Annotated in this window: 21 protein-coding genes and 1 other RNA gene; 6 read left to right on the top strand and 16 right to left on the bottom strand. The window is 60.2% G+C overall.

The features are described 5' to 3' along the window. Window positions 1–5 precede the first annotated feature (5 nt). The 9 genes from mraY to rsmI all read right to left on the bottom strand — a co-directional run bounded on the left by mraY (window position 6) and on the right by rsmI (window position 9,055). Window positions 6–1,088: a phospho-N-acetylmuramoyl-pentapeptide-transferase gene (mraY, locus tag U367_RS0124110; RefSeq protein ID WP_028618893.1), complete on the bottom strand. Its 1,083-nt coding sequence runs from the start codon at window positions 1,086–1,088 to the stop codon at window positions 6–8. Then, a complete protein-coding gene (locus tag U367_RS0124105; protein WP_028618892.1) occupies window positions 1,088–2,458 on the bottom strand; it encodes a UDP-N-acetylmuramoyl-tripeptide--D-alanyl-D-alanine ligase in 1,371 nt (456 codons plus the stop codon). Before U367_RS0124105 ends, mraY begins: the two co-directional genes overlap by 1 nt. Further along, window positions 2,451–3,914, bottom strand: coding sequence for a UDP-N-acetylmuramoyl-L-alanyl-D-glutamate--2,6-diaminopimelate ligase (locus tag U367_RS0124100; protein WP_028618891.1), 1,464 nt, complete (start codon window positions 3,912–3,914; stop codon window positions 2,451–2,453). The genes U367_RS0124105 and U367_RS0124100 overlap by 8 nt, the downstream gene beginning before the upstream one ends. Next, on the bottom strand, window positions 3,914–5,656 hold the full coding sequence (locus U367_RS0124095) for a peptidoglycan D,D-transpeptidase FtsI family protein (RefSeq protein WP_017738701.1): 1,743 nt from the start codon (window positions 5,654–5,656) through the stop codon (window positions 3,914–3,916). The genes U367_RS0124100 and U367_RS0124095 overlap by 1 nt, the downstream gene beginning before the upstream one ends. Continuing rightward, the gene (gene ftsL / locus U367_RS0124090) at window positions 5,656–5,949 is read right to left on the bottom strand and encodes a cell division protein FtsL (protein WP_016974953.1); all 294 of its coding nucleotides are present in this window, start codon (window positions 5,947–5,949) and stop codon (window positions 5,656–5,658) included. The genes U367_RS0124095 and ftsL overlap by 1 nt, the downstream gene beginning before the upstream one ends. Next, window positions 5,946–6,893, bottom strand: a complete 948-nt coding sequence (rsmH, locus tag U367_RS0124085; RefSeq protein WP_028618890.1) for a 16S rRNA (cytosine(1402)-N(4))-methyltransferase RsmH — start codon at window positions 6,891–6,893, stop codon at window positions 5,946–5,948. The genes ftsL and rsmH overlap by 4 nt, the downstream gene beginning before the upstream one ends. Next, on the bottom strand, window positions 6,890–7,345 hold the full coding sequence (gene mraZ, locus U367_RS0124080) for a division/cell wall cluster transcriptional repressor MraZ (protein WP_003171868.1): 456 nt from the start codon (window positions 7,343–7,345) through the stop codon (window positions 6,890–6,892). The genes rsmH and mraZ overlap by 4 nt, the downstream gene beginning before the upstream one ends. Before the next feature lie 354 nt (window positions 7,346–7,699). Continuing rightward, an RNA gene (gene rnpB / locus U367_RS1000000130560) (RNase P RNA component class A) lies at window positions 7,700–8,053 on the bottom strand. A gap of 96 nt (window positions 8,054–8,149) precedes the next feature. Continuing rightward, the gene (gene rsmI, locus U367_RS0124075; protein WP_161634132.1) at window positions 8,150–9,055 is read right to left on the bottom strand and encodes a 16S rRNA (cytidine(1402)-2'-O)-methyltransferase; all 906 of its coding nucleotides are present in this window, start codon (window positions 9,053–9,055) and stop codon (window positions 8,150–8,152) included. A gap of 176 nt (window positions 9,056–9,231) precedes the next feature. On the opposite strand from rsmI, the gene U367_RS0124070 reads away from it, so the two are divergent. The 4 genes from U367_RS0124070 to U367_RS0124055 all read left to right on the top strand — a co-directional run bounded on the left by U367_RS0124070 (window position 9,232) and on the right by U367_RS0124055 (window position 12,678). Further along, window positions 9,232–11,043, top strand: a complete 1,812-nt coding sequence (locus U367_RS0124070) for a penicillin-binding protein activator (protein WP_028618888.1) — start codon at window positions 9,232–9,234, stop codon at window positions 11,041–11,043. Next, window positions 11,043–11,414, top strand: a complete 372-nt coding sequence (locus tag U367_RS1000000131150) for a YraN family protein (RefSeq protein ID WP_073860065.1) — start codon at window positions 11,043–11,045, stop codon at window positions 11,412–11,414. The genes U367_RS0124070 and U367_RS1000000131150 overlap by 1 nt, the downstream gene beginning before the upstream one ends. Window positions 11,415–11,506: 92 nt before the next feature. Beyond that, window positions 11,507–12,100 (top strand): phosphoheptose isomerase, encoded by a 594-nt coding sequence (locus tag U367_RS0124060; protein WP_007904374.1) that lies wholly within the window; start codon window positions 11,507–11,509, stop codon window positions 12,098–12,100. Continuing rightward, a complete protein-coding gene (locus tag U367_RS0124055) occupies window positions 12,097–12,678 on the top strand; it encodes a BON domain-containing protein (RefSeq protein WP_012722284.1) in 582 nt (193 codons plus the stop codon). Before U367_RS0124060 ends, U367_RS0124055 begins: the two co-directional genes overlap by 4 nt. 59 nt (window positions 12,679–12,737) lie before the next feature. Here the strand turns inward: U367_RS0124055 and U367_RS0124050 are convergent, their stop codons facing one another. The 7 genes from U367_RS0124050 to U367_RS0124020 all read right to left on the bottom strand — a co-directional run bounded on the left by U367_RS0124050 (window position 12,738) and on the right by U367_RS0124020 (window position 23,424). Beyond that, on the bottom strand, window positions 12,738–13,511 hold the full coding sequence (locus U367_RS0124050; RefSeq protein ID WP_012722283.1) for an OmpA family lipoprotein: 774 nt from the start codon (window positions 13,509–13,511) through the stop codon (window positions 12,738–12,740). 192 nt (window positions 13,512–13,703) lie between these two features. Further along, window positions 13,704–14,348 (bottom strand): MBL fold metallo-hydrolase, encoded by a 645-nt coding sequence (locus U367_RS0124045; protein WP_028618886.1) that lies wholly within the window; start codon window positions 14,346–14,348, stop codon window positions 13,704–13,706. Window positions 14,349–14,433: 85 nt separating this feature from the next. Continuing rightward, the gene (locus U367_RS0124040; protein ID WP_028618885.1) at window positions 14,434–17,163 is read right to left on the bottom strand and encodes a LuxR C-terminal-related transcriptional regulator; all 2,730 of its coding nucleotides are present in this window, start codon (window positions 17,161–17,163) and stop codon (window positions 14,434–14,436) included. A gap of 249 nt (window positions 17,164–17,412) precedes the next feature. Next, the gene (locus tag U367_RS0124035; protein WP_028618884.1) at window positions 17,413–18,777 is read right to left on the bottom strand and encodes a DUF1329 domain-containing protein; all 1,365 of its coding nucleotides are present in this window, start codon (window positions 18,775–18,777) and stop codon (window positions 17,413–17,415) included. A gap of 28 nt (window positions 18,778–18,805) precedes the next feature. Further along, a complete protein-coding gene (locus U367_RS0124030) occupies window positions 18,806–20,644 on the bottom strand; it encodes a DUF1302 domain-containing protein (protein ID WP_028618883.1) in 1,839 nt (612 codons plus the stop codon). Window positions 20,645–20,977: 333 nt separating this feature from the next. Next, window positions 20,978–22,660 (bottom strand): fatty acid--CoA ligase, encoded by a 1,683-nt coding sequence (locus U367_RS0124025; protein WP_028618882.1) that lies wholly within the window; start codon window positions 22,658–22,660, stop codon window positions 20,978–20,980. A 131-nt stretch (window positions 22,661–22,791) separates the two neighbouring features. Further along, a complete protein-coding gene (locus U367_RS0124020) occupies window positions 22,792–23,424 on the bottom strand; it encodes a LysE family translocator (RefSeq protein ID WP_028618881.1) in 633 nt (210 codons plus the stop codon). 85 nt (window positions 23,425–23,509) lie between these two features. Here U367_RS0124020 and U367_RS0124015 point away from each other — a divergent pair, with 85 nt between their 5' ends. Both U367_RS0124015 and U367_RS0124010 read left to right on the top strand, forming a co-directional pair. Further along, a complete protein-coding gene (locus U367_RS0124015; protein ID WP_028618880.1) occupies window positions 23,510–24,475 on the top strand; it encodes a 2-hydroxyacid dehydrogenase in 966 nt (321 codons plus the stop codon). Between the two features lie 30 nt (window positions 24,476–24,505). Next, complete coding sequence (locus U367_RS0124010) at window positions 24,506–25,504, top strand: class I SAM-dependent methyltransferase (protein ID WP_028618879.1); 999 nt, start codon at window positions 24,506–24,508, stop codon at window positions 25,502–25,504. The last annotated feature ends 28 nt before the right edge of the window (window positions 25,505–25,532 follow it).

Raw genomic sequence — 25,532 nt, 5'->3', positions numbered from 1 at the left:
CGTTTCTACCTCAGTTTCAGGGTGGCAAGGCCGATCAGCACCAGAATCACGGTGATGATCCAGAAGCGGACGATCACGCGTGGCTCGGGCCAGCCCTTGAGTTCAAAGTGGTGGTGAATCGGCGCCATACGGAACACGCGGCGCCCGGTCAACTTGAAGGACGCCACCTGGATGACCACCGACAGGGTTTCCATCACGAACACACCGCCCATGATGAACAGCACGATTTCCTGGCGAACGATCACGGCAATAGTGCCAAGGGCTGCGCCCAGCGCCAGTGCGCCGACGTCACCCATGAAGACTTGTGCGGGATACGTGTTGAACCACAGGAAGCCCAGGCCTGCACCGATCAGCGCGCCGCAGAACACGATCAATTCACCCGCGCCCGGTACATAAGGGATCAGCAGGTATTCAGCGAATTTCACGTTACCCGACAGGTAGCAGAAGATGCCGAGTGCACCGCCCACCATCACCGTCGGCATGATTGCCAGACCGTCGAGGCCATCGGTCAGATTGACCGCGTTGCTGGAGCCGACGATCACGAAGTAGGTCAGCACCACGAAGCCGACGCCCAGGGGAATGCTGGCGTCCTTGAGCATCGGGATGATCAAGGTGGTTTCGACCGCGCTTGGCGCAGTGGTGTAGAGGAATATCGCAGCGCCGAGGCCAAACACCGACTGCCAGAAATACTTCCAGCGACTTGGCAGGCCTTTCGAGTTCTTCTCGATCACCTTGCGGTAGTCATCTACCCAGCCGATAGCACCGAACAGCAAGGTCACCAATAACACCGTCCACACATAGCGGTTATGCAGATCGGCCCACAACAGGGTGCTGATTCCGATGGACGACAGGATCAGCGCGCCGCCCATGGTCGGGGTGCCGGATTTGGACAGGTGCGACTGCGGGCCGTCATTACGAACCGATTGACCAATTTGCAGGTTCTGCAGGGTGCGGATCATCCACGGCCCCAGGAACAGCGACAAACACAGCGCGGTCAGCACACCCAGGATCCCGCGCAGGGTCAGGTACTGAAAGACCGCGAAGCCTTTGTGGAACTGTTGCAGATACTCAGCCAGCAGCAGCAGCATTAATGTTTCTCCGTACTTGAGCCACACAAGGCCGCGACGACGTTTTCCATCACCGCGCTGCGCGATCCCTTGATCAAAATGGTTGTGTGTTTGTCGTGTTCAGCCGCCGTCAGCGCCTGGATCAGCTCGGCCTGGGTTGCAAAATGACGGGCGCCAGGGCCGAATACGCTGACGGCGTGCGCCATGTGCGGGCCGACGGCGTACAGCGCGTCGACTTTGCCAGCGGCGTAGGCGCCGACGTCGCGGTGGGACTGTTCGGCCCACTCGCCCAGTTCGGCGATATCACCCAGCACCAAAACCTTGCGGCCGTCGAAGCTTTTGAGCAGGTCGATGGCGGCGCAGATGGAGGACTGGTTGGCGTTATAGGTGTCGTCGATCACGCGCATGCCGTTGCTGGCCAACTGCGCCACGGTGCGCCCTTTGACCGGCTGCACCGCGCCCAAACCCGTGGCGATACCGAACAGCGACACGCCCAGGGCGTAAGCGGCTGCGGCGGCGGCCAAGGCATTGGCGACGTTGTGGTTGCCCAGCAAATTCAGTTGCACGTGTTGGTTGCCTTGCGGGGTATGCAAGGTAAAGGACGGGCAGCCACGCGCATCAACGGTAATGTTCGAGGCATGGAAATCAGCCGCGGCATTGAGCACGGCAAACGTCAGGACCTTGCGACCGGCGGCACGCACACGCCAGGTTTCGAAGGCCTTGTCGTCGAGATTCAAGACAGCAGTGCCCGATGCATCAAGGCCTTCAAGGATTTCGCCCTTGGCTTCGACGATTTTCTCCGGGCCACCGAACTCGCCAACGTGGGCGGTACCGGCGTTATTGATGATCGCCACGTGGGGCTTGGTCAGCGCCACGGTGTAGGCGATTTCGCCGACGCGCGACGCGCCCAGTTCGATCACGGCCGCCGTATGTTCCGGGGCCAGTTCAAGCAGGGTCAGCGGAGCGCCGAAATCATTGTTCAGGTTGCCACGGGTCGCGAGGACCGGGCCGCGCGTACGCAACACGCCGGCGAGCAGTTCCTTGACCGTGGTCTTGCCGCTGGAGCCGGTGACGGCTGCAACGGGCTTGTCAAAGGCCGCACGGTTCAGCGCACCCAGTTGGCCCAGCGCCAGACGTGTGTCGGCGACCAGCAACTGCGGCAACGTCGAATCAGGCACTTCGCGCTGCACCAACGCACCGACGGCACCTTTGGCAGCGACGTCATTCAGGTAGTCGTGACCATCGAAACGCGGGCCAGCCAGGGCAACAAACAATTGCCCAGGCTTGATGACGCGGCTGTCGATACTGACGCCGTCGAAACTGCAATCGCTCGACAACACTCGGGCCGACAGGGCCTGGGTCAGTTCGCTGAATGTCATCGCTTTAAGCATGGGCGACCTCCCAGGCGGTCAAGGCGTGATCGGCCTCGACCAGATCGGAGAAGGCGTGGCGCTCGCCGTTGATTTCCTGATAGTCCTCGTGACCTTTACCGGCCAACACCACCACGTCGTCAGCACCGGCGCTGGCGATCAATTGGGCGATGGCGGCGCCGCGGCCGGCGACAAACGAGGCCTTGGACACGTCTTTGAAGCCGACACGGATGTCGTCGAAAATCTGGCTCGGGTCTTCGCTGCGCGGATTGTCGTCGGTGACGAGCACGCCATCGGCCAGGCGCTCGACGATCTCGGCCATCAGCGGACGTTTGCCGCGATCACGATCACCGCCGCAACCGAACAGGCACAGCAGCTTGCCCTTGGCATGTGGGCGTAGGGCAACCAGGACTTTTTCCAGGGCATCCGGCGTGTGGGCGTAATCGACTACTACCAACGGCTGCTTGCCGCCACCCAGGCGCTGCATGCGACCGACCGGGCCTTCCAGCTTCGGCAGTACACGCAGGATTTCGTCGAGGGCGTAATCCAGGCCGAGCAATGCACCAACTGCCGCCAAGGTGTTGCTCAGGTTGAAGCGACCGAGCAGGCTGCTGCGCAAATGATGCTCGCCCTGCGGCGTCACCAGTGTGGCGCGCACACCTTCGTCGTTGAAGTGGGCTTCGCGGCAATACAGGTACGCGCTGGCGTCTTCCAGGCTGTAGCTGATCAGGCGCGATTCACGCTCTTCGGCAGCCAGTTGACGGCCAAACTCGTCATCCAGGTTTACCACCCGGCACTTGAGGTCGTTCCAGGCAAACAGCTTGGCCTTCTCGGCAGCGTAGGCTTCCATGGTGCCGTGGTAATCAAGGTGATCACGGGACAGGTTGGTCATCACCGCCACATCAAACGCCAGCGCAGCAACGCGGCCTTGATGCAAACCGTGGGACGACACTTCCATGGCAACCGCCTTGGCGCCGGCCTTTTTCAGGTCGGCCAGGGTCGCTTGCACGGCGATTGGGTTCGGCGTGGTGTGCAGGCCGCTTTGCAGCGCGCCGTAGAAACCGGTGCCCAGTGTGCCGACGATGCCGCAATGCTGACCCAGCAGGTCAAGTGCCTGGGCGATCAGTTGGGTCACGCTGGTCTTGCCGTTAGTCCCGGTGACGCCGACCAGATTGACGTGTCGACTCGGCTCACCATAAAAACGCCCGGCGATGTCCGAGAGCTGCTTGGCCAGACCTTTGACTGGAATCAACGGAACATCAGTAATCGGCAGCACAGTGGCGCCTTCCACTTCATAGGCCACGGCAGCCGCTCCGCGTTGCAACGCGTCGGCGATGTGCGCACGGCCATCGAATTTACCGCCAGGCACGGCCAGGAACAGGTCACCGGCACGCACATTGCGGCTATCCAGACTCAATTCGCGAATCAGCAGATCGCGACCGGCGTGGGCAAAAATCTTGTTCAGGCTAAGAGACATCAGCCGCGCCCTCCATTGGCTTTTACGGCAGCAGCCGGTGGTCCGGCGTTCGCTTGTTGCGTCGGCGGCAGGTTATCCGGCGTGATGTTCATCAGACGCAGGGTGCCGGACATCACTTTGCTGAACACCGGCGCCGATACCAGGCCACCGAAGTAACCGGCTTTGCTCGGCTCATCGATCACAACGACGATGGCGTAGCGTGGATCGCTCATCGGGCCGAAACCTGCGAACAGCGAACGGTAGGAGTTTTCGGCGTAGCCCTTGGTGCCCACCGAGGTTTTACGCGCGGTACCTGACTTGCCGGCCACGTGGTACGCCGGCACCTGGGCACGGAATACGCCACGCGGTGCTTCGATCACTTGTTGCAGCATGCCTTGCATGGTCTTGGCGACGTTTTCCGGGATCACCTGGGTGGCTTTCGGCGCTTCGTCGACATGGATAAGGCTCAGGGGAACCATCCGGCCATTATTCGCCAATACAGAGAAAGCGTGGGCCAGCTGGATCGCCGTTACCGACAAGCCGTAGCCGTAGGAAAGCGTGGCGGTCTCGGCCTTTTTCCAGTCGCGATAGTTCGGCAGGTTGCCCACGCGCTCGCCTGGGAAATCGAGGCCAGTGGGCTGGCCCAGACCGATCTTCTGCGCCAGGTGGTAGATGGTTTCGCCACCGATATCGAAGGCGACCTTACTCATGCCCACGTTACTGGAGTTGATCAGGATACCTGTCAAATCCAGCACCGGACCTTCGGTGCGCGACACGTCACGAATGGTGTATTTGCCCAACTGCAAAGTGCCTGGATACACCTCGACCTTGTCGCTGGGCTTCCAGCGTCCGGTTTCGAGGGCGGCACTCATGGAGATGGCTTTCATGGTCGAACCCGGTTCGAACACGTCGATCATCGCGCGGTTGCGCATCATCGCCGGTTGCAGGTTGCGACGGTTGTTGGGGTTGTAGGTCGGCTGGTTGACCATGGCGAGGATCTCGCCGGTCTTCACGTCCATGATCACCAGGCTGCCGGCCTTGGCGCCGTTCTCGATGATCGCGTTACGCAGCTCGCGGTTGGCCAGGTATTGCAGGCGCAGGTCAATCGACAACGCCAAGGGCTTACCGGCCTTGGCGTTTTTGGTGACTTGGACATCCTTGATCAGTCTGCCGCGCCGATCCTTGATGACTTGTCGTTTGCCGGGAACCCCGGCGAGCCATTCATCGTAGGCGAGTTCCACGCCTTCGCGACCATGATCATCGATGTCGGTGAAGCCGACCATATGCGCAGTGGTTTCACCGGCCGGGTAGAAACGACGGAATTCCTCGATGCCGTAGACACCGGGGACTTTAAGGTCGAGCACTTGCTGGCCTTGTTCAGGGGTCAGCCCGCGAACCAGGTAGATAAACTCTTTATTGGCCTGGGCTTCCAGGCGCTCAGCCAAGGCTTTCGGGTCTTGTCCCAGCGCAGAGGCAAGGGCCGGCCAACGATCCTTGGCGACCTGCAATTCCTTTGCGTTCGCCCACAGGGTGGTCACCGGGGTACTAACGGCCAAGGGCTCGCCGTTGCGGTCGGTGATCAGGCCGCGGTGTGCAGGAATCGGAATATGACGCAAGCTACGGGCGTTGCCCTCGCCGATCAGGAAGTCACGGTCGACTACTTGCAGATCGATGATCCGCCAGGCAATCGCACCGACCATCAATGCCAGCAAGCCGAGCATCAGGCGGAAACGCCAGGGGTAGAGTGCACCCTCGAGTTTCATCATGGCGCCACCATGCGGACTTCAGCCGCGCCAGGAATGTGCATTTTCAGCTGCTCGGTGGCCAGCACTTCAATGCGGCTATGGGCCGTCCAGGTGCTTTGCTCGAGGATCAACCGCCCCCACTCCGCCTGCGCTTTGTCACGCACACTCAATTCCCCATACAGGGTATTGAGCAATTGACGGTTGTAGTGGGCGCTGTAGGACACCGCAATCGCGGAAACCAACACACCGACAAACAGCAGCATCATAAAGAAGCTGCCGCCCGGGAGGGGCTTGGCGAAAAGCTTGCTCACCGCAACTTCTCGGCAACGCGCATGACGGCGCTGCGGGAACGTGGATTGGCTTTGAGTTCGGCTTCGGAAGCGAACTGCGCTTTGCCATGGATTTTGATTTTCGGCACAAAGGCTTCGAAACGTACCGGCAGGTTGCGCGGCAGGTTGTCGGACTCACCCTTGACCAGGCGACGCATGAACAGTTTGACGATACGGTCTTCCAGGGAGTGGAAGCTGATCACCACCAGGCGACCGCCCACTTCCAGCGCTTCGAGGGCAGCCTCAAGGCCGGCCTCCAAGTCACCCAATTCGTTGTTGACGTGAATGCGCAGGCCCTGGAACGCACGGGTCGCAGGGTTCTTGCCTTTTTCCCATGCCGGGTTGGCGACTTTCAGCACTTCGGCCAGATCAGCGGTGCGCTCGAACGGCTGGATTTCACGACGTTCGACCACGGCACGGGCCATGCGACCGGCGAAGCGTTCTTCACCGTATTCCTTGAACACGCGGGCGATTTCTTCATGGGGTGCGGTCGCAATGAACTCCGCTGCGCTGATACCCCGAGTCGGGTCCATGCGCATATCGAGCGGGCCGTCATTCATGAAACTGAATCCACGTTCCGGGTCGTCGAGTTGCGGCGAAGACACGCCCAAGTCGAGCAAAACCCCGGCCACCTTGCCCGCCATGCCACGCTCGGCGACTTCGGCACCCAGCTCGGCAAAGCTACGCTGCACAACGACAAAGCGGCCGTCTTCGGCCGCTAGCGCTTGCCCGGTGGCAATCGCTTGAGGGTCTTTGTCGAACCCGAGGAGTTTACCGTCGGACCCGAGCTGGCTGAGTATCAACCGGCTATGCCCGCCCCTGCCGAACGTACCGTCCAGATAGCAGCCATCCGCGCGTACGGCGAGAGCCTCAACGGCTTCGTCAAGCAGTACGGTGATGTGGTTAAAGCCGCTATCAATAGTCACAGGATCAAATCACGCAGTTCATCAGGCATAGCGCCCGGTTGTTGAATAGCAGCCAGGTCAGCTGCAGAAACAGCATCCCAGGCATCTTCGTCCCACAATTGGAACTTGTTCAGTTGGCCGACCAGCATTGCGCGCTTGTCCAGCTTGGCGTACTCGCGCAGACGCGGAGGCACCAGGAAACGACCGCTGCCATCCAACTCGAGGTCGACGGCATTACCGATCAGCAAACGCTGCAGGCGGCGGTTTTCTTCACGCAATGAAGGCAAGGCGCGCAATTTGGTTTCAATCAACTCCCACTCATCGAGGGGGTAAACACATAAACAAGGGTCAACGGCATCGATCGTGATGATCAACTGTCCGGAACTTCGCGAAATGAGCTCGTCACGATACCGGCTCGGCATGGCGAGACGGCCTTTTGCATCGAGACTGATAGCGTTAGCTCCGCGAAACACAGATGCGTTTCTCCAAATTTTAGCGTTTTACGTTCAAAAAACCCACTTTGTGCCACTTTCCGCCACTTGCGCACACTATAGGAATGCGCCCACCACACCGTCAAGGCGCGGATTCAAGGAAAAGCCTTACAGAACGGAGATTTAGGAGCGTAAAGGGAGGAGAAACCAGAGTTCGGCGATGTTTTTGGTCCAACAAGCGCAGATAGCTCAAAGAGCTATAGCTCGAAGTTAAAGTAATTTATTAAGAGTAAGATTTTTTTGGTATTACGAAGACGCATCTGCCAATGATTCGGCAGGGAGGGATTCTTGCGTTACTACCGGTTTTCTGCCCGAGATTCGGACAGAAGGAAAAAGGTGGAGAGTCGATCTGTAAGCCGGGTTCTGTCTTGAACAGTCATTCGTCTACGATGGCCATCACTGGACATCTTTAGCAACCTACCCGGTCCCAGCGCGGGCCACGCCTTGGGACCCTATTTGGTCTTGCTCCAAGTGGGGTTTACCTAGCCACGAACTGTTGCCAGTCGTGCGGTGCGCTCTTACCGCACCTTTTCACCCTTACCGGCACCGAAGTGCTTAGGCGGTTATTTTCTGTGGCACTTTCCGTAGGCTCACGCCTCCCAGGCATTACCTGGCACTTCGCCCTATGGAGCCCGGACTTTCCTCCCCCCCCTAATTTTCATAGAGGGCAGCGACTGTCCAATCGACTCTCCGCCGCGCAGGTTAACGGCACGGCGGACTTAGGACAAGTAATAAAAGTTCAGAATTGCCATCACGTTCAGACGGAATACCGGTTTAACGCTGGAACTAATCGGCTTTCTGCTTATCCAGCGCCGCTTGATACAAGAGGTTCTTGCGCACGCCAGTAATTTCCGCCGCAAGGGCCGCTGCACGCTTGAGTGGCATTTCCTTGAGCAGCAGATCCAGAATGCGCATGGCCTCGCTGCCCACGGCATCTTCATCCTCAGGCGCGGTCCAGCCCGCCACCAGCACCACGCACTCTCCGCGTTGTTGGTTGCTGTCGCCCTCGACGAACGCACGCAGCTCTTCCAACGGCAGGCCCTTGAGGGTTTCAAAGGTCTTGGTCAGCTCACGGGCCAGCAACGCAAGGCGTTCGCCGCCAAACACAAGCTCCATGTCCTGCAGGCATTCAAGGATGCGATGCGGGGCCTCATAGAAGATCAGGGTGCGCGGCTCTTCCTTCAGCGCTTGAAGGCGCGCACGACGCCCTACTGCTTTAGCCGGCAGAAAACCCTCAAAGATGAAACGGTCGGACGGCAGGCCTGCCGCCGACAACGCAGCGATCAGCGCGCACGCACCCGGAACAGGCACTACATTGATACCAGCAGCCCGCGCCTGTCGCACCAGGTGGTAGCCAGGGTCGGAGATCAGCGGCGTGCCCGCGTCAGAGATCAACGCCACATCGTCGCCGGCCAGCAGGCGCACAATAAAGCGACTGCCTTCCTCGCGCTCGTTGTGCTCATGGCAAGCCGCTAATGGCGTGCTGATACCAAAATGCTGCATCAACCGCTGGGAGTGACGGGTGTCTTCAGCCGCGATCAATTTAACCTCGCGCAACACTTTCAATGCCCGGGCACTGATGTCGTCCAGGTTGCCAATGGGCGTCGCCACGACAAAAAGCGAGCCTGCAGTGGAATTCAAAGGACCTGGAGCAGTCAAAACGCACACCTCGATGGTTGGCAAAAGCGACATTGTAGCGCGTAGGCGCCTGGAAAATATGCCATCACGGGCGATGCCTTTTCAGCCGTTTAACGCCCGTTGCAACATTTGCACGACCTAAATCGACGGTTTCACGCCAGTAACATCGCGCCTGGGCCAGTGCTTGGGTACAATTCCACGCTAATTTGATCGGTATCAGGAACACTTACATGATCGCTTGCCTGCGGCTGCTCTCCGCCCTCTGCCTCGCTGCCTTGCTGGCCGCGTGTGCCAGCTCGCCCTCGTCCAGCCTTGGCGACCTTCCACGGACCCCGGACGCCAGTATCGAGCAACTGCTCGAACAGGCCACCACCGCCAAGACGCCAGAAAAGGCCGCGCTGCTGCGCCTGAGTGCGGCAGACATGGCCTACAAACAGAACAACCCTGGCCGCTCGTCGCAGATTCTTGCGCAGGTGCCCCTGGATGCCCTCAAGCCAGCCGCGCAAGTGTTTGCCAGCACCCTGGCCGCCGAACTGGCCATGGCGCGCAACCAGCCCAAGGCCGCGTTGACTGCCCTGAACCACCCGAGCCTGCAAAGCCTGAAGGAGCTGCCGCCTGAACAGCAGATCCGCACGGGCAGCGTGCACGCCCGTGCGTATGAAGCCGATGGCCAGACCTTGGCCGCCGCCCGCGAACGCGTGGCCATGGCCCCACTGCTCACAGGCGATGCCGCCAAAAGCAACCATGAAGCCATCTGGGTACTGATTGCCGCCCTGCCGGCCGAACAGCTGCAAGCCAGCGGCAACTCCACGCTCGACGGCTGGATCACCCTGGCCCAGGCGGTAAAAGGCGCGGGCACGCTGGAGCAACAACAAGCGGCCATCGACACTTGGCGCGCACAGAACCCAGGCCACCCAGCCGCTGTGCAATTGCCGATGCCACTGACCAAGCTCAAGGAGCTGGCGAGCCAGCCCCTGACCAAGATCGCCCTGCTGCTGCCACAGGATGGCCAGTTGGCCTCCGTCGGCAAGGCACTGCGTGAAGGTTTCATGGCTGCGCACTACCAGGCTGAACAAGCCGGGCAGAAGCCGCCGGTGATTGAGTTCTATGACAGCTCGCGCCTCAACTCTCTCGACGACTTCTACGCCAAGGCCCAGGCTGACGGTGTGCAACTGGTGGTCGGCCCACTGGAGAAACCGCTGGTCAAACAGCTGAGCGCTCGCCCGCAACTGCCGATCACCACGCTGGCGTTGAACTACAGCGAGACCGATCAAGGCCCCGCGCAACTGTTCCAATTCGGCCTGGCCGCAGAAGACGAAGCCCGCGAAGTCTCGCGTCGCGCCCGTGCCGACGGCCTGCACCGTGCGGCCGCAATGGTGCCGCGTGGCGAATGGGGCGAGCGTGTCTACAAGGCCTTCCGCCAGGACTGGGAAGCCAATGGCGGCCAGGTCATGGGGGTTGAGTACGTCGATCAACCAGTCGCCCTGGCCCAGCAGATTGCCGACTTGTTCCAATTGCGCAAAAGCGAAGGCCGCGCCAAAAGCCTGCAAAGCACCGTTGGCACCGACGTGGCCGCGCAGCCTTCGCGTCGCCAGGACATCGAGTTCATCTTCCTGGCCGTGACCCCGCAACTGGCCCAACAGATCAAGCCAACGCTGAACTTCCAATATGCCGGTGATGTGCCGGTCTACGCCACGTCTCACGTATTCAGCGCCAGCGGCGACAAGAATCAGTACCTGGACATGACCAACGTGATGTTCTGCGAAACCCCTTGGCTGCTCAACACCACCGACCCACTGCGCAATCAGGTTGCCGCGCAATGGCCGCAAGCCAATGGCAGCCTCGGCCGCCTGTACGCGATGGGCGTCGATGCCTACCGCCTGGCGCCGCGCCTGGGACAACTCAAGGCCCTGCCGGACACCCGTGTTGACGGTCTTTCGGGCAACCTGGGCATCAGCACGAACCAGCGCGTTGATCGCCAGATGCCGTGGGCCAAGTTTGTCGGCGGCGAGATCCAGCGCCTGCCGGACACCCCACGCTGATGCCTGAGCGGTCCAGCGCACAAAGCGGCAAGGATGCCGAACTACAAGCTCTGAAACACTTGCAACAACAGGGTCTGCGCCTGCTGGCGCAGAACTGGTTGTGTAAACGCGGCGAGCTTGATCTGGTCATGCTTGACGGCGATACAGTAGTATTCGTCGAAGTCCGCTACAGAAAACACGCACAATGGGGTGGCGCGCTCGCCAGTATTGATGGGCGCAAGCGTCAAAAGCTGATACTCGCCGCGCAGTTTTTCCTGCAAGAAGAGCATCGCTGGGCCGACGCCCCCTGCCGTTTCGATGTGGTTGCCATAGAAAGCACACCGTCTGGTCAGGCTGATCTGAACTGGCTCAAAGATGCCTTCGACAGCTGATTCGCCGGACATCTTCACCACACACTTTTGCTCTTTGCTTTGCGGGCTGCACATTCCTGTGCCAAACAGCCGCGCTACTTAAGGTCACACAGATGGACATGCAATCCCGAATTCGCCAGCTTTTCCAGGCCAGCATCGACACCAAGCAACAGGCGATGGACGTACTTGCACCGCACATCGAGCAAGCCAGTCAGGTCATGGTCAATGCCTTGCTCAACGAGGGCAAAATGCTTTCGTGCGGCAACGGCGGTTCGGCCGGCGATGCCCAACATTTCTCGTCCGAGCTGCTCAACCGCTTCGAGCGTGAGCGCCCGAGCCTGCCGGCCATCGCCTTGACCACCGATTCGTCGACGATTACTTCGATCGCCAACGACTACAGCTACAACGAAATCTTCTCCAAGCAGATCCGCGCCCTAGGCCAACCCGGCGATGTGCTGCTGGCGATTTCTACCAGCGGCAACTCGGCGAATATTATTCAGGCGATCCAGGCCGCACATGATCGCGAAATGATTGTCGTAGCATTGACCGGACGCGATGGCGGTGGAATGGCCTCGCTGCTGTTGCCTGAAGACGTTGAGATCCGTGTCCCGGCCAATGTCACCGCACGTATCCAGGAAGTCCACCTGCTGGCGATCCACTGCCTGTGCGATCTGATCGACAGCCAACTGTTTGGGAGTGAAGAATGACCGTTAACCGCCTCAGCCTTTTGGCCATCACCCTGTGCCTCGCTATCAGCGGCTGCAGCACGGCCATCACTGCAACACGCGACACCCCTATTCAGGATGACAAGGGCACCCGCACCTTCGGCAGCAAGATCGATGACTCGCTGATCGAGACCAAGGTTGAAGTCAACGTCGCCAAGGCCGCGCCCGATCTGGGCAACGGTGCTTCGCGTATCGTAGTGACCAGCTTCAACGGCGTTGTGCTGCTCGCTGGCCAGACGCCACGCGCCGACCTCAAGGCCCAGGCCGAACAAGCCGCCGCTGCCGTACAACGCGTGAAAAAGGTCCACAACGAATTGCAGGTGATGGACCCGATCACTCTGCTGGCCATCAGCAACGACGCACTGCTGACTACCAAGATCAAGGCACAGATGCTCACCGATAATGCGATCCCCGGTTCGCGCATCAAGGTCGTGACCGACAACGGCATCGTCTACCTGATGGGCCTGCTCACCCAGGCTGAAGCCACTCGTGCAGCCAACCTGGTGCAGGGTGTGTCCGGTGTGCAGAAAATCGTGAAGGTGTTCGAATACATCGATTGATGTAATGACACAACCACAAAAAAGGGCGCCTTACGGCGCCCTTTTTTATTAACGAATATTTACTGGTACTGCGAGTACGGATTGCCCTGGAACTGGTTGTTCTGTTGTGGCGCCTGTTGCTGGGCTCCTGGCTGGCCGTACTGTTGGCCTGGGATCGGGCCGAGGTTGACTTCAACACGACGGTTCTGGGCACGGCCGTTGACGTCGGCGTTGCTGGCAATCGGGTTATCCGGGCCGGCACCGCGGGCGCTCAGGTTGGCGCCGTTGACGCCCTGGGAAGTCAGGTAGTTAGCCACGCTCTGGGCGCGACGCTGAGACAGGTCCATGTTCAACTGACGGCTACCGGTGCTGTCGGTGTAGCCAACGATCTGGATAGTGTTCTGGTTGAACTGCTTGAGCGAGTTGGCCAGGTTGTTCAGCGGCTGGTAGAAGCTGCTGGAGATCGCGTCCGAGTTGGTCGCGAAGGTGATGTTGCCCGGCATGATCAGCTTGATCTGGTCGCCCTGGCGCTGAACCTCAACACCGGTGTTGGCCATGCTTTCACGCAGTTTCTTTTCCTGTTGGTCGGCGTAGTAGCCGTACCCTGCGGCACCGGCACCCGCAACGACGGCACCGATCAGCGCGCCCTTGCCACGGTTGTTGTGGTCGATGGCCGCACCGGCCAATGCACCGGCCAGGGCACCCAGGCCGCCGTACTTGGCGGTCTTGCTCATCCCGCCGGATTCATTACTCGCCTGTCCCTGGCTGCTGCCGTCATAAGGATTAGGTGATGCGCAGCCGGACAACAGGGCTACAACGGTAGCGACAACAAGCAGACGACGCGAAGTGAACATGAAGGGAGCTCCTACGTTTGCATTCTATGGTGCAAAGGACATTGGCAATGGACCTGTGCCGAGTTTGGAACGCGACAAACGGTAAAAATTCCGTGGCTACAGAAACCGTAGCAGACGCATCCTGAACACGACCTGAGTTTTTGCTACAAGGTTTACCTGAAATAGAACGCGTTCTGCCCGGCAATTATTCCTTCACGCCCGCACGAAAGGATTCTCGCGCATTTCATCGCCCAGCCGGGTATCCGGCCCGTGACCGGTCACCACCGTCGCGCCCTCGTCCAGGGTGTACAGGCGCTGCTTGATCGAGCGCACGATGGTCGCCTGGTCGCCGCCCCACAAATCGGTGCGCCCGATACCGCGACGGAACAGTGTGTCGCCGGCAATCAGCAGCTTGGCATCAGCAAACCAGAAGCTCATCGACCCCGGAGTGTGACCGGGTGTGTGCAACGCCACGCCACAGCCGCAGGCCAACTCTTCATCATGTTCCAGCCAACGGTCCGGCGAAGGCACAGGGATATAGGGCACGCGAAACATCTGGCATTGCATTTCCAGATTGTCCCAAAGGAATTGATCTTCTTTGTGCAGGTGCAAGGTGGCACCGGTCTTCTCCTTCAACTGGCCGGACGCCAGGAAGTGATCCAGATGGGCATGGGTGTGGATGATGCTCACCACTTTCAATCCCAGGGCATCGAGCCGCGCCAGGATCAGCTCATGGTTGCCGCCTGGGTCGACCACGATGGCCTTTTTGCTGATGGGGTCGCCGATGATGGTGCAGTTGCACTGCAAGGGGCCGACGGGGAAGGTTTCACGGATAAGGGTCGGCTTGGCGGTTTCCATTCGGGGTCCTGTCGTGCAAATGAAATGTCGATTCCGGGCGAATATCACCAGAATAATTGCGCCATTAAAACAGACTGGGGCGTCCCTAGCCGATCAACCTCAGTTCCTGCGCCCGCGCCACCGCCTGGGTACGACGCTCCACACCCAGCTTGCTGTTGATATGGCTCGCGTGAGTCTTGACCGTGTGCAGTGAGATAAACAACCGGTTGCTGATCTCCTGATTGGAGCAACCCTGAGCGATCAATTGCAGCACCGCCAGCTCTCGGGCGCTCAATGCCTCATGAGTCGAAGCTGCCTCCACCGCTGCAACCGCCGGTAACAGCGCCAGCAGGCTCTGGCTCAGCAGCCCATGGGGATCTTTGGCAAGCTGCTCGCGCATCCAGTCCGGGTGGGTTTCCAGCAATCGTTCGAAGGGTTGCAACGCGCCACCTGCCCCGGCCTCAAGGGCTTGGGCAAACACTGGACGCGCCTTTGCCTCCTGCCCCTCCCCCAGCAACAGTTGCACCCGCTGGGTCAGGGCCATCAGCGCGATCATCTGACGCCCACTGTTATGAGCCTGTATTGCCAACTCTTCGAGACGTTGCAACGCCGCCGCCGGTTGGTGGCGAGTCGCGTCCAACGCAGCCTGTTGAAGCCCGATGTGCTGCGGCAGGTGTGGGTGGAACTCCGGCGCGGCGGCGGCGTGTTCGCCATTGTAGGTTTGCCCCAGACGCGTCAACCAGGCGTCAGCCAAGTCGGTTCGGCCCTGGGCCAGCCACAGCTCGCACTTGATCAGGGTGATCATTGCCAGGTAGTAGATCGGCGGCACATCCCAGATATGCATCAGCCGCTCAGCCTCGGAGAGTTCGGCGAAGGCTGCACCAAAGTCACCGCGGCGCCCTTCGAAATTGGCGATCACGCAATGGCCGATCAACACACTGATGTCGCGGCAAGCCCTCGCTTCAGCAAGACCGGCGCGCAAACGGGCGAGCCCGGCTTCGGGCTGGAGCCGCACCAGCAACAAAAAACCCTCGTAGAGCGATAAACGCGCACGCACCGCATACAAGCGCTGCGGCGCCAAGCCGTGCAGGCGTTGCAGGCCTTGGCGCACTTCGTCCAGGGAACGCAGGATTTCACCGCGCGCCTGCAATACTCGCGCACGGTCGTAATGGGCCAGGGCTTCGAACAAGGGATTGCCGACGCGCTGCGCCAGCTCCAGGGATTCGCGGTTCAGGCCTCGCGCACGCCAGAGGTCGGCATCGACAATGGCCAGGTTGGACAGGGTCGACAAGCACATCAACCGCTGGCCGTAACGCCGTTGCGGCAAGCTTTCCAACGCTTCGCTGCAATAGCGCTGGGTCAGCTCGCGATCGCCCCGACCACGGGCGATAATCCCGCTCAGAGCCAGCCACTGGGCCAACATCGATTTCTGCGCGGTGGCCGACGGTGCCGGCAGGAAGCGGCTGAGGTAGCTGGACAGCTCTTCTGCCGCATCCAACTGGCAGGCCAGGCCCAAAGCCCAGCTGTAGAGCACGATCAAGCGCGGCGTGCTGATCAGCAGGCTGTCAGGCAAGTCCATTTTCCAGCGCAGCAACATGCCTACGTTCTGCTCGGCCAGCAGCTGTTCTTCGGAAAGGTTTTGTACCAGATTCGCAGCCACATCCAGATGACCGGCGCGCAACGCCTGCTCCACCGCTTCATCGATCAAGCCTTGGGCATTGAACCAGCGGCACGCGCGCAGGTGCAGGCTGGCAGCCGGCAGCACATTGCTGCTGGCACGACGCGTGCGCAGCAAGTCCGAAAAAAGATGGTGATAACGGTACCAATGCCCCTGCTCGTCCAGCGGCACCAAGAACACTTGGTGCGCCTGCAGGTAACGCAAGATTTCGGCACTGTCGTGGGCTTCACGCACCGCGTCGCAGAGTTCGCTGCAAAATCGGTCCTGAGGAGCGGTGTCGTACAAAAACGCCTGCACTTCGGTCGGCAGGCAGTCGATGACTTCTTCCAGCAGGTAATCGCGAATCAGCCCTTCGCCGCCGTGCAGGCTTTGCGGCAAGGCGCCGTCGCTGCCGGCCTCGGAGGCGGCCAACAGCCAGAAGCGCAGGCCGGCAACCCAGCCTTCGCTGCGACGGATCAGGTTATCCAGCGCTTCGCCACGCAATGAGTTGCTGTGGCGATCCAGCACTGCCAGTGATTCGTCGTGCGTCAGGCGCAAGTCCTGTTCGTGCAGCTCCAGCAGATGACGCGACAATCGCAGTCGCGCCAGATGCCAGTCCGGGCGCTGGCGGCTGGTGACCAATACCACCAGGCCATCAGGCAAATGATTGAGGAAAAACTGCAGGCAACGGTCGAGCACCGGCCCCTGGGCCAGATGGTAATCATCCAGCACCAGCAACAGCGGCGCACGGGCGGACAGGTGCACAGCCAGCTCGTCGAGCAGGCCATCGAGCCATTCTTCAAAGGCAAAGGGCTGGTGACGCTGGCGCATTTTCAGCAGGCCCAGGGATTGGGCGCCAAGTTGCGGGAAAAATTGCTGCAAGCCGTCGAGCAGGCGTTCGAGGAAACGCCCGGGGTCGTTATCCCGTGGGCTGAGGCCCAGCCATAGGCTTTGCCAATGGGCCGGCAGGCTCTGGCAGAACTCCACCGCCAACGAACTCTTGCCAAACCCAGCCGGTGCGCTGACCAGCAGCAACCGCCCTTCCAGCCCGGCGCTCAGGCGTTCGCACAGGCGCGGGCGCAGCACATAGCCGTCAGGCAGCGGTGGCCTGTAGAAGCGACCTTCCAGGGTCGGGATTACCGCACTGGCAGGCCCTTGGATTCGGGACAGATCAGTCATCGCCGGGCTCTTGTAGAAGGCTGTTGTCGGCATTGCAGATGTCCGCAGACTAGCGGTAAAAGCGGCGGGTTTGTAGATCTTTGCAACATTTGCCTGAAAAGAACTGCGACAAAAAATCTCACCACAAAAAAGTAGGAGCCGACTTGCTGGCGATGCAGGCACCTCGGTGTGTCTGTTACACCAAGGGGATGCTATCGCTGGCAAGCCAGCTCCTACAGGGGGGCGGCTCCCAGATTGGGGGGCTTGGGGTTAGCGAACACCATCCTGGCGCAACGCCGCCGGGGTGAAGTCGCTGGTGGTGGCGGTGAAGCCAAAGTCATACGCCTGCTTCTCTTCGTTCTTCATGCCCAGCGCCAGGTAGCGGCCGGACTGCAGGTCGTAGAGGGTTTCCAGGGCGTACCACGGCACTTGCTTGTCGTAGTAGTTCTCGGCATGGGCTTCCGCCACGCGCCACAGTTGGCCACGACCGTCGTAGTGATCGATGACCGCTGCTTGCCAGGTGTCTTCGTCAATGAAGAAGTCACGCTTGGCATAGATGTGGCGCTGGCCTTCCTTCAAGGTGGCGACCACATGCCAGACGCGGCGCAGCTCGTAGCGGGTCAGGTCCTGGTTGATGTGGCCAGCCTTGATGATGTCGGCGTATTTGAGCTTCGGATCATCGATCTTGTAGCTGTTGGAGGCGATGTAGATTTCTTTCTTGCCCTCCAGCTTCCAGTCGTAGCGATCCGGAGCACCGTTGTACATATCGAGGTTGTCGGAGGTACGCAGGCCATCGGCTGCGGTGCCTGGTCCGTCATAGGACACTTGTGGCGCGCGGCGCACACGACGCTGGCCGGCGTTGTAGACCCACGCCGAACGCGGTTCCTTCACCTGGTCCAGGGTTTCGTGCACCAGCAGCACACCACCGGCCAGACGTGCCGGCGCAGTCACTTGCTGCTTGAAGTAGAACAGCACGTTGCCCGGATTTTTCGGGTCGAAGTCTTTCATCTTGTCGCGAAATACGAACTGGTCGCGGAAGTACACCAGGCTGTAAGAGCCATTGGTTTGCGGTGTGGCCTGGGTCACCAGGCGGGTCACGCTGCCACCGCGATAACGAGTGATGTGGTTCCAGATCACTTCCACGCCGCTTTTTGGAATCGGGAACGGTACGGCGGTTTCGAAGTTTTCCAGGCCGTTGCCACCAGACACCAGGTTGGTGGTGGTGGCGTTCTTCTTGATGGCCGCAAACACATCCGCTGGCACCGTGGCGCCGCGATGGGTAGGGTAGACCGGCATTTTGAAGGTCTCCGGGTAACGCTTGAACATCGCGTACTGCCCCGGCGCCAGCTTGTCCTTGTACTGCTCGACGTTCGCCGCGGTGATGGTGAATTGCGGTTGTTCAGTGGCGTATGGGTTGGCCAGGAATCCACGGGCGTCAACAGCGCCAGCGTTGGTGGGCAGCGGCGACCATTTTGGAATAGTACCCGCCGCGTTGCCGGCCATTTCGGCGCCCATCGGCGTCAGGGTCGTGCCCAGCTTGGCGGCTTCATCCGCCGACACTGCCGCCATGACATTGCTCGCCAGGATCGACAGCCCAAGCACACCCACGTGCAACAGACTTTTGGTTATTTTCATGTTCTGGTCTTCCTGAAATGCAGTGTGCTTAGAAGTTGGCGCCGAAGCTCAAAGCGACGAAGTCGCGGTCATCCACCGTACTGAACTTGCCACCAAAGAAGTTGGTGTAGGCCAGGCTGGCGGTGTAGGTGTTCTGGTACTCGGCATCCAGGCCCAGGCTGACCGCCTTGCGACCTTCTTCGAAGTTACCGCCAGGGCCTGGCGAGTAACCTTTGACGTCGTGGGACCACGCCACGTTTGGCTTGAGGTTGACGCCTGCGAACACGTCCGGGTATTCCCAGATGGCGCGAGCGCGGTAGCCCCAGGAGGTGGCGGTGGTGTAACCGTCGTTGTTGCAGTTGGTATTCAGGCTGGCGGCATTAGGCAAACCACCGCCTTGTGCTGTGGAGTTGTTGAGCGCGTTGCAGAACCCCCCAGGTAACGAACCCGGACCAAAGACTGGGTCACGGCCATAACGTGCCTCGGATTTACTTTCCAGCCCACCGACGTGGGTAACGCCGATTTCACCAACAGTGGTCAAGCGGCTGGCGCCCATGACTTGATCGAAGAAGTGCGTGAAGGTGGTTTGGAACTGGGTGACTTCCTTGCGGTTGTAGCCATGCAGGTCCTGGCCGGGTTTGCCTTTGAGCACCGACGCGTTGCCGTAACCAGGAATCGGCGTGACACCCGCGAAAAGAATGTCGGTCGTGCTCAGTTGCACAGGCGCATTCGGCCGATAGCTCAACTCGCCACTCCAGGCAGTGCCAGTAGGCAGCGTGGTGGAGAAGCTCAATCCGTAGAGGCGGATATCTTCCGGATACTCGACGAAGTAGTTGGAGTTGCCTGCGACAATCAGCGGGTTATTCGTTGCATAAACAGGGGGTCGCGCGCCTTGTGCACTAAAGATCGGCGCCCGGCTGTGGTAGTTCATGAAATAAGCACCGAACTCTGTGTCCAGCGGCTCATAGTTGTAATGAAATGCAGCGCCGAACTGGCCGCTGTCACGAGCGTCACGGTCCGGACCACGACGAACCAGGACGCCCTCATTGTTAACGTCCACACCAAACGCTCTCAGACCCGCCTGTTGGGCTGGAGTCAAGGTGCGACGGCTGTTCAGCACGCGCAGATTATCAGTGCAACCGTCAGAAATCACATCGGGCTGGGAGAAGAACGTGCCGCAGTTATCGGTAACCGTCTGGTCCCACTCAAGCTGATAGAACGCTTCGGCCGAGAGATTATCGGTCAAGGTCTGCGACACATAGAACATGTTGACCGGGATCAAGCCTTCCTTGATCTCGGCGCCGGGACGACGGAACGCAGACACGTCGATCGGGTTGATGGAGTTGATACCGCCGCCGATGAAGGTACTTTCACCCCAGCTTACTACCTGCTTGCCGAACCGCACCGATCCTGGCAAATCGGCAATGTTGTAGTTGTGGTAGATGAACGCATCGAGAATCTGCCCGCCAGAGGACTTGGCGCCTTCTTTACGGTTGTTGTCACTGATGTCCTTGAAGGGACGGCTTTCGTCTTTGAGCTCAAAGTCATACCAGTACTTGCCCCGCACAAACACACCGGTATCGCCATACTTCAGTTCCAGGTCATGAATGCCCTTGAAAATCTTCGAGAAGGTCTCCCCACGCTTGAAGTTCAAGTGACCGTCATCGGAGGTCTGGGACAGGCCCTTGCCACCGTTGTTGACGCCGATCAGATCGCTGTTGGGCTTGGCTGTTGACCAGCTCGCCCCCACGGAAAGCGACGAGTCAAAGCTCCCTTCGATTTCACCGATATTGAAACTGACGCCGAATGCGGGCCCGGCGAGCGTAGAAGCGAGACTGACGGCCAGGGGCAGTCTTGCCCGGCGCCAGAACTGGTTTACTGAGGTCATCGACGCTACTCCATGTGCATTTTATTGTTATGGCAGTGAGTTCTTTCTGTGATGCGTGTAACGGCCGGAATACAACGATTCCAATGCCGCTCGGCAGCCGAGCCTCCATGGCCCGAAGCGGAACATCCGTGAAAAACTCTGGAAGGGACTATAGCCAGCAGGGGGTAGTGCTTGATCCCTCTAAAGTGTGATTTGCATCACCGACCCGTCTGCCACGACCCTTTCGCCACGTCGGCGAAGGCCGACGCGGCAAGGATGGCTGAAAATCGGCAAATCACAAGTAAAGGCGCCAGATAGAGCATTGCCGTGCCCGAAAGGGCACGGCGGGGGGCGTCACAGGGTGGACAGGAAGGTGCTGTTGTTGGCCTGCCATTCGATGATGTCGATACGGATACGTTTTTTGTCGAGTTTTCCTACACTCGTCTTGGGAATTTCAGTAACAACGGCAATCTGGCTCGGAATCGCCCACTTACTCAAGTGGCCCAACTCCACGAACGGCTTGAGGTGTTCCTTGAGCTCACGGGCCCCTATCACATGGCCATCACGCACCACCAGCAAGGCAAACGGGCGCTCGCCCCACTGCGGATCGGCAATGCCCACCACCGCTACTTCGCGTACCGCCGGGTGGCGGCTGACCAGGTCTTCGAGGGCCAGGGACGAGATCCACTCGCCGCCGGTCTTGATCACATCCTTGATGCGGTCGCGGATGTCGATCACGCCGAATGCATCCAGCGTGGCGACGTCGCCGGTGTGCATCCAGCCGCCTTCCCACAGCTCGGCGCCCTTTTGCGGCTCGTTGAAATAGCCTTCGCTGAGCCATGGCGCGCGCAGCACCAGCTCACCCTGGGACTCACCGTCGGCCGGTAGGAAGTTGCCGTCGCCATCAATGATCGCGGCGTCCACCAACGGCCCGGGCACGCCCGCCTTGATGCGGTAAGTCGTGCGTTCATCCTCGCTGCCAGCCATCAACTCTTCGTTGAGGTGGGCGCAGGACACCAGCGGCCCGGTCTCGGACATGCCATACGCGGCGGTCAACTGAATGCCACGCGCCTTGGAGGCTTCATACAGCGAACGATTGAGCGCACTGCCGCCGATGACGATTTTCCAGCCACCGAAATCCACGTCCTGGGCAGCCTTGGCATTGAGCACCATTTGCAGGATGGTCGGTACGCAGTGGGAAAAAGTGACCTTTTCCTTGCGCCACAGCTCCACCAGGTATTCCGGGTCGTAGCGGCCAGGGTAGACCTGCTTCAGGCCGAGCATGGTCGCCACATACGGCAAGCCCCAGGCGTGCACGTGGAACATCGGCGTGATCGGCATGTACACGTCATTGGTGCCAAGTAACCGCACGCTGTCGACGCTGCCCATAATGGTCGCCACACCGATGGTGTGCAGCACCAACTGGCGGTGAGTGAAATACACGCCCTTGGGGTTACCGGTGGTGCCAGTGGTGTAGAAGGTGGTGGCAACGGAGTGTTCGTCGAAGTCCTGGAAGTCATACTTCGGGCTGGCGGCGGCGAGCAGTGTTTCGTACTCGCCCACCAGGTTTGGCAGCTCGGCGGTCTTGGACTCGCCATCGGTGAGCAGCAGGGTCTTGTCGACCGTGGTCAGGTGCCCGGCAATTGCCTGGTAAAGCCCCACGAACTCACTGTTGACCAGCACAAAGCGGTCTTCGGCGTGGTTCATGGTGTAGAGGATCTGTTCCGGCGACAGGCGCACGTTGATGGTATGGATCACCGCGCCAATCATCGGGATGGCAAACATGCATTCCAGGTAACGGTGGCTGTCCCAGTCCATCACCGCCACGGTATCACCGGCCTTCACGCCCGCTTCAGTCAGCACATTGGCCAGACGCGCAACGCGCTCGATCAGGGTGGGGTAGGTGTAGCGCAGTTTGTCGCGGTAGACGATTTCCCGGGTCTTTTCATAGCGGGTGCCGGACATCAACAGGCGTTTGATCAACAGCGGGTATTGGTACGCACCTTCGGCGGGCGGGATAACACGGGTCTGCAACATACGAATCCCTTTTATGACTGCATGGTCTTGGCTGAAAGAACTGCACTGTAGAGCGCATATGTTTCAGCCAAATCAGCCAAAGGAATGATTTGCAGACCCCAATGAATGCTAGCTTTGCGCCAGCATCCAGCCTATTTCATGCTGGTGAATGCCAGTTTCACGCCGATGGCAATCAACACCGCGCCCATGGTCCGATCAAACCAGTGGCCCATCCGCGCAAACCCGGCACGCACGCGCTGCTGGCTGAACAGCATCGCCACCAGGCAGAACCACAGCGCCGTCGCCACTGCCAGGTACACACCGTAACCGGCCTGGATCGCTAGCGGTGTGTGGGGGTTGATCACCACGGTGAACAACGACAGGAAGAACAGCGTGGCCTTGGGGTTCAAGCCATTGGTCACGAAACCGGCGGTAAACGCACCACGCGGCGTGCGCTCGCCCGCTTCGCGATGCAACTCGCCCTCAGCTACAGACTTGGCCGGCTGCGCGCGCAGGGCCTTGAAGCCGATGTACAGCAGGTAGGCGGCGGCTGCCCATTTCAGGGCGTTGAACAGCACGATGGACTGGGACACGATCAAGCCGATACCGAGCAACGAATAACCCACGTGCAGGAAAATCGCCGAGCCGACGCCCAGCGCAGTCCAGGTTCCGGCGCGACGGCCGTGGGTCACGCTTTCACGCACCACTACCGCGAAATCCGGGCCGGGGCTGGCCACCGCCAACAAGTGAATCAGGGCTACGGTCAAAAATTCGGCGGCGTACATGCTCACTCCAATTAAGTAACTGATTATTTCATCTGATAGGCTCGGGAGATTACGCCTTCGAACCCTGTCGCAAAAGGTACAGTTGATGACGAACAATCGCCGCGCCGTCTTCCTTGATCACCCGTCCCTGGACTTGGGGGACCTCGACCTCAGCGAGCTGCGAGACACCTTCAGCGAGTTGCAGCTGTTTACCGGCACCACGCCGCAGAATGTGATCGAACGCGTGCAAGGTGCCCACGTGGTCATCAGCAACAAGATCGCCCTCAACACCGCAACCCTGGCGGCCTGCCCGGACCTCAAGCTGATCCTGGTGTCGGCCACCGGCACCAACAACGTCGACCTCGACGCCGCCCGCGCCCATGGCATCACCGTGAGCAACTGCCAGGGCTATGGCACGCCGTCGGTGGCGCAGCACACGATCATGCTGTTGCTCAACCTGGCGACGCGCTTGAAGGATTACCAAAGAGACGTGAGCGCCGGTAAGTGGCAGGAGGCCAAGCAGTTCTGCCTGCTGGACCATCCGATCGTGGAACTGGAAGGCAAGACCCTCGGCCTGCTAGGCCATGGCGAATTGGGCGGCGCCGTCGCGCGACTGGCTGAAGCGTTCGGCATGCGTGTCCTGCTCGGCGCGATTCCAGGCCGCCCGGCCCGCGCTGACCGCGTGCCACTGGATGAGTTGCTGGCGCAGGTGGACGCACTCACCCTGCACTGCCCGCTCAACGAACACACCCGCGACTTTATCGGCGCCCGCGAGCTGGCGCTGCTCAAGCCTGGCGCGTTTGTGGTCAACACCGCGCGCGGTGGTTTGATCAATGAGCAGGCCCTGGCGGACGCCTTGCGCAGCGGCCATCTGGGCGGCGCGGCCACCGATGTACTGAGCGTGGAACCGCCGGTGGACGGCAATCCGCTGTTGGCCGGTGACATCCCTCGGCTGATCGTGACCCCGCACAACGCCTGGGGCAGTCGCGAAGCGCGCCAGCGCATCGTCGGCCAACTGGCGGAAAACGCCCGGGGCTTTTTCAACGGGGCCCCGCTGCGCGTCGTCAGTTGATAAACTGCGCCCCTTTTCAAGGAGCAGACCATGGATCCGCGCAGTGAAGTACTGCTTCGTCAGGCCGAACTTTTTCAAGGCAACCTGCTGTTGGTGGGGTTGCCTGCCGACGACCTGCTGGGTCGTCTGCCCAATGCTCACGGCTGGTGTTGGCATGCCGGCGATCAGGCGGCGCTCGATGCACGCTTCCCTGAACGCAGCCAGTTCGGCGTAAACGTGCCGGAGCAGGCGTTTGATACCGCAGTGATCTTCCTGCCCAAGTCCAAGGACCTCACCGACTACCTGCTCAACGCCGTGGCCTCGCGCTTGCCCGGCGCCGAGCTGTTTTTGGTCGGCGAGAAGAAAGCCGGGATCGAAAGCGCCGCCAAACAGCTGATCCCCTTCGGCAAACCGCGCAAACTCGACAGCGCGCGGCACTGCCAACTGTGGCAGATCACCGTGGTCAACGCCCCGCAAGCGGTTGAGCTGGAGAGCCTCGCGCAGGTCTTCGACGTGCCGTTGGCCGAGGGCCCGCTGAAGGTGGTGAGCTTGCCGGGGGTGTTCAGCCACGGGCGCCTGGATCGCGGCACGGAACTGTTGCTGGAGCACCTGGACAAGCTGCCAAGCGGCCATCTACTGGACTTTGGTTGTGGCGCCGGCGTGCTGGGGGCGGCGGTAAAACGTCGCTACCCGCACAACATAGTGACGATGCTCGACGTGGATGCCTTCGCCGCCGCCAGCAGTCGCTTGACCCTGGCCGCCAATGGTCTGGAAGCCGAGGTATTGACCGGCGATGGCATCGACGCGGCACCGATGGGTTTGAACGCGATTTTGAGCAATCCACCGTTCCATGTCGGTGTGCATACCGATTATTTCGCCACTGAGAATCTGCTGCGAAAAGCGGCGAAACACCTGGCAAAAGGCGGCGAACTTCGCCTGGTTGCTAACAGCTTCCTGAAGTACCAACCGCTGATCGAAGAACACTTGGGCGTGTGCGCGATCAAGGCCGAAGGCAACGGTTTTCGCATCTACCGTGCCAAGCGCGGCTGACGGGCGTTTGAAAAAGAAGGCTTGCCGA

It is taken from the genome of Pseudomonas canadensis, from assembly GCF_000503215.1.
In the GTDB taxonomy this organism is placed as follows: Bacteria; Pseudomonadota; Gammaproteobacteria; order Pseudomonadales; family Pseudomonadaceae; genus Aquipseudomonas; species Aquipseudomonas canadensis.
The sequence above is the reverse complement of the archived record's forward strand: the minus strand, read 5'-3'. Positions and strand labels throughout refer to the sequence as shown.

Coding starts and splice junctions, on each gene's coding strand:
- U367_RS0124025 (WP_028618882.1), bottom strand. CDS start 22,660: ATGTTGCAGACCCGTGTTATCCCGCCCGCCGAAGGTGCGTACCAATAC.
- U367_RS0124070 (WP_028618888.1), top strand. CDS start 9,232: ATGATCGCTTGCCTGCGGCTGCTCTCCGCCCTCTGCCTCGCTGCCTTG.
- U367_RS0124060 (WP_007904374.1), top strand. CDS start 11,507: ATGGACATGCAATCCCGAATTCGCCAGCTTTTCCAGGCCAGCATCGAC.
- U367_RS0124105 (WP_028618892.1), bottom strand. CDS start 2,458: ATGCTTAAAGCGATGACATTCAGCGAACTGACCCAGGCCCTGTCGGCC.
- U367_RS0124045 (WP_028618886.1), bottom strand. CDS start 14,348: ATGGAAACCGCCAAGCCGACCCTTATCCGTGAAACCTTCCCCGTCGGC.
- U367_RS0124030 (WP_028618883.1), bottom strand. CDS start 20,644: ATGACCTCAGTAAACCAGTTCTGGCGCCGGGCAAGACTGCCCCTGGCC.
- U367_RS0124020 (WP_028618881.1), bottom strand. CDS start 23,424: ATGTACGCCGCCGAATTTTTGACCGTAGCCCTGATTCACTTGTTGGCG.
- U367_RS0124050 (WP_012722283.1), bottom strand. CDS start 13,511: ATGTTCACTTCGCGTCGTCTGCTTGTTGTCGCTACCGTTGTAGCCCTG.
- U367_RS0124100 (WP_028618891.1), bottom strand. CDS start 3,914: ATGTCTCTTAGCCTGAACAAGATTTTTGCCCACGCCGGTCGCGATCTG.
- U367_RS0124015 (WP_028618880.1), top strand. CDS start 23,510: ATGACGAACAATCGCCGCGCCGTCTTCCTTGATCACCCGTCCCTGGAC.
- U367_RS0124095 (WP_017738701.1), bottom strand. CDS start 5,656: ATGAAACTCGAGGGTGCACTCTACCCCTGGCGTTTCCGCCTGATGCTC.
- U367_RS0124010 (WP_028618879.1), top strand. CDS start 24,506: ATGGATCCGCGCAGTGAAGTACTGCTTCGTCAGGCCGAACTTTTTCAA.
- rsmI (WP_161634132.1), bottom strand. CDS start 9,055: ATGTCGCTTTTGCCAACCATCGAGGTGTGCGTTTTGACTGCTCCAGGT.
- U367_RS0124040 (WP_028618885.1), bottom strand. CDS start 17,163: ATGACTGATCTGTCCCGAATCCAAGGGCCTGCCAGTGCGGTAATCCCG.
- U367_RS0124055 (WP_012722284.1), top strand. CDS start 12,097: ATGACCGTTAACCGCCTCAGCCTTTTGGCCATCACCCTGTGCCTCGCT.
- U367_RS1000000131150 (WP_073860065.1), top strand. CDS start 11,043: ATGCCTGAGCGGTCCAGCGCACAAAGCGGCAAGGATGCCGAACTACAA.
- U367_RS0124035 (WP_028618884.1), bottom strand. CDS start 18,777: ATGAAAATAACCAAAAGTCTGTTGCACGTGGGTGTGCTTGGGCTGTCG.
- mraY (WP_028618893.1), bottom strand. CDS start 1,088: ATGCTGCTGCTGCTGGCTGAGTATCTGCAACAGTTCCACAAAGGCTTC.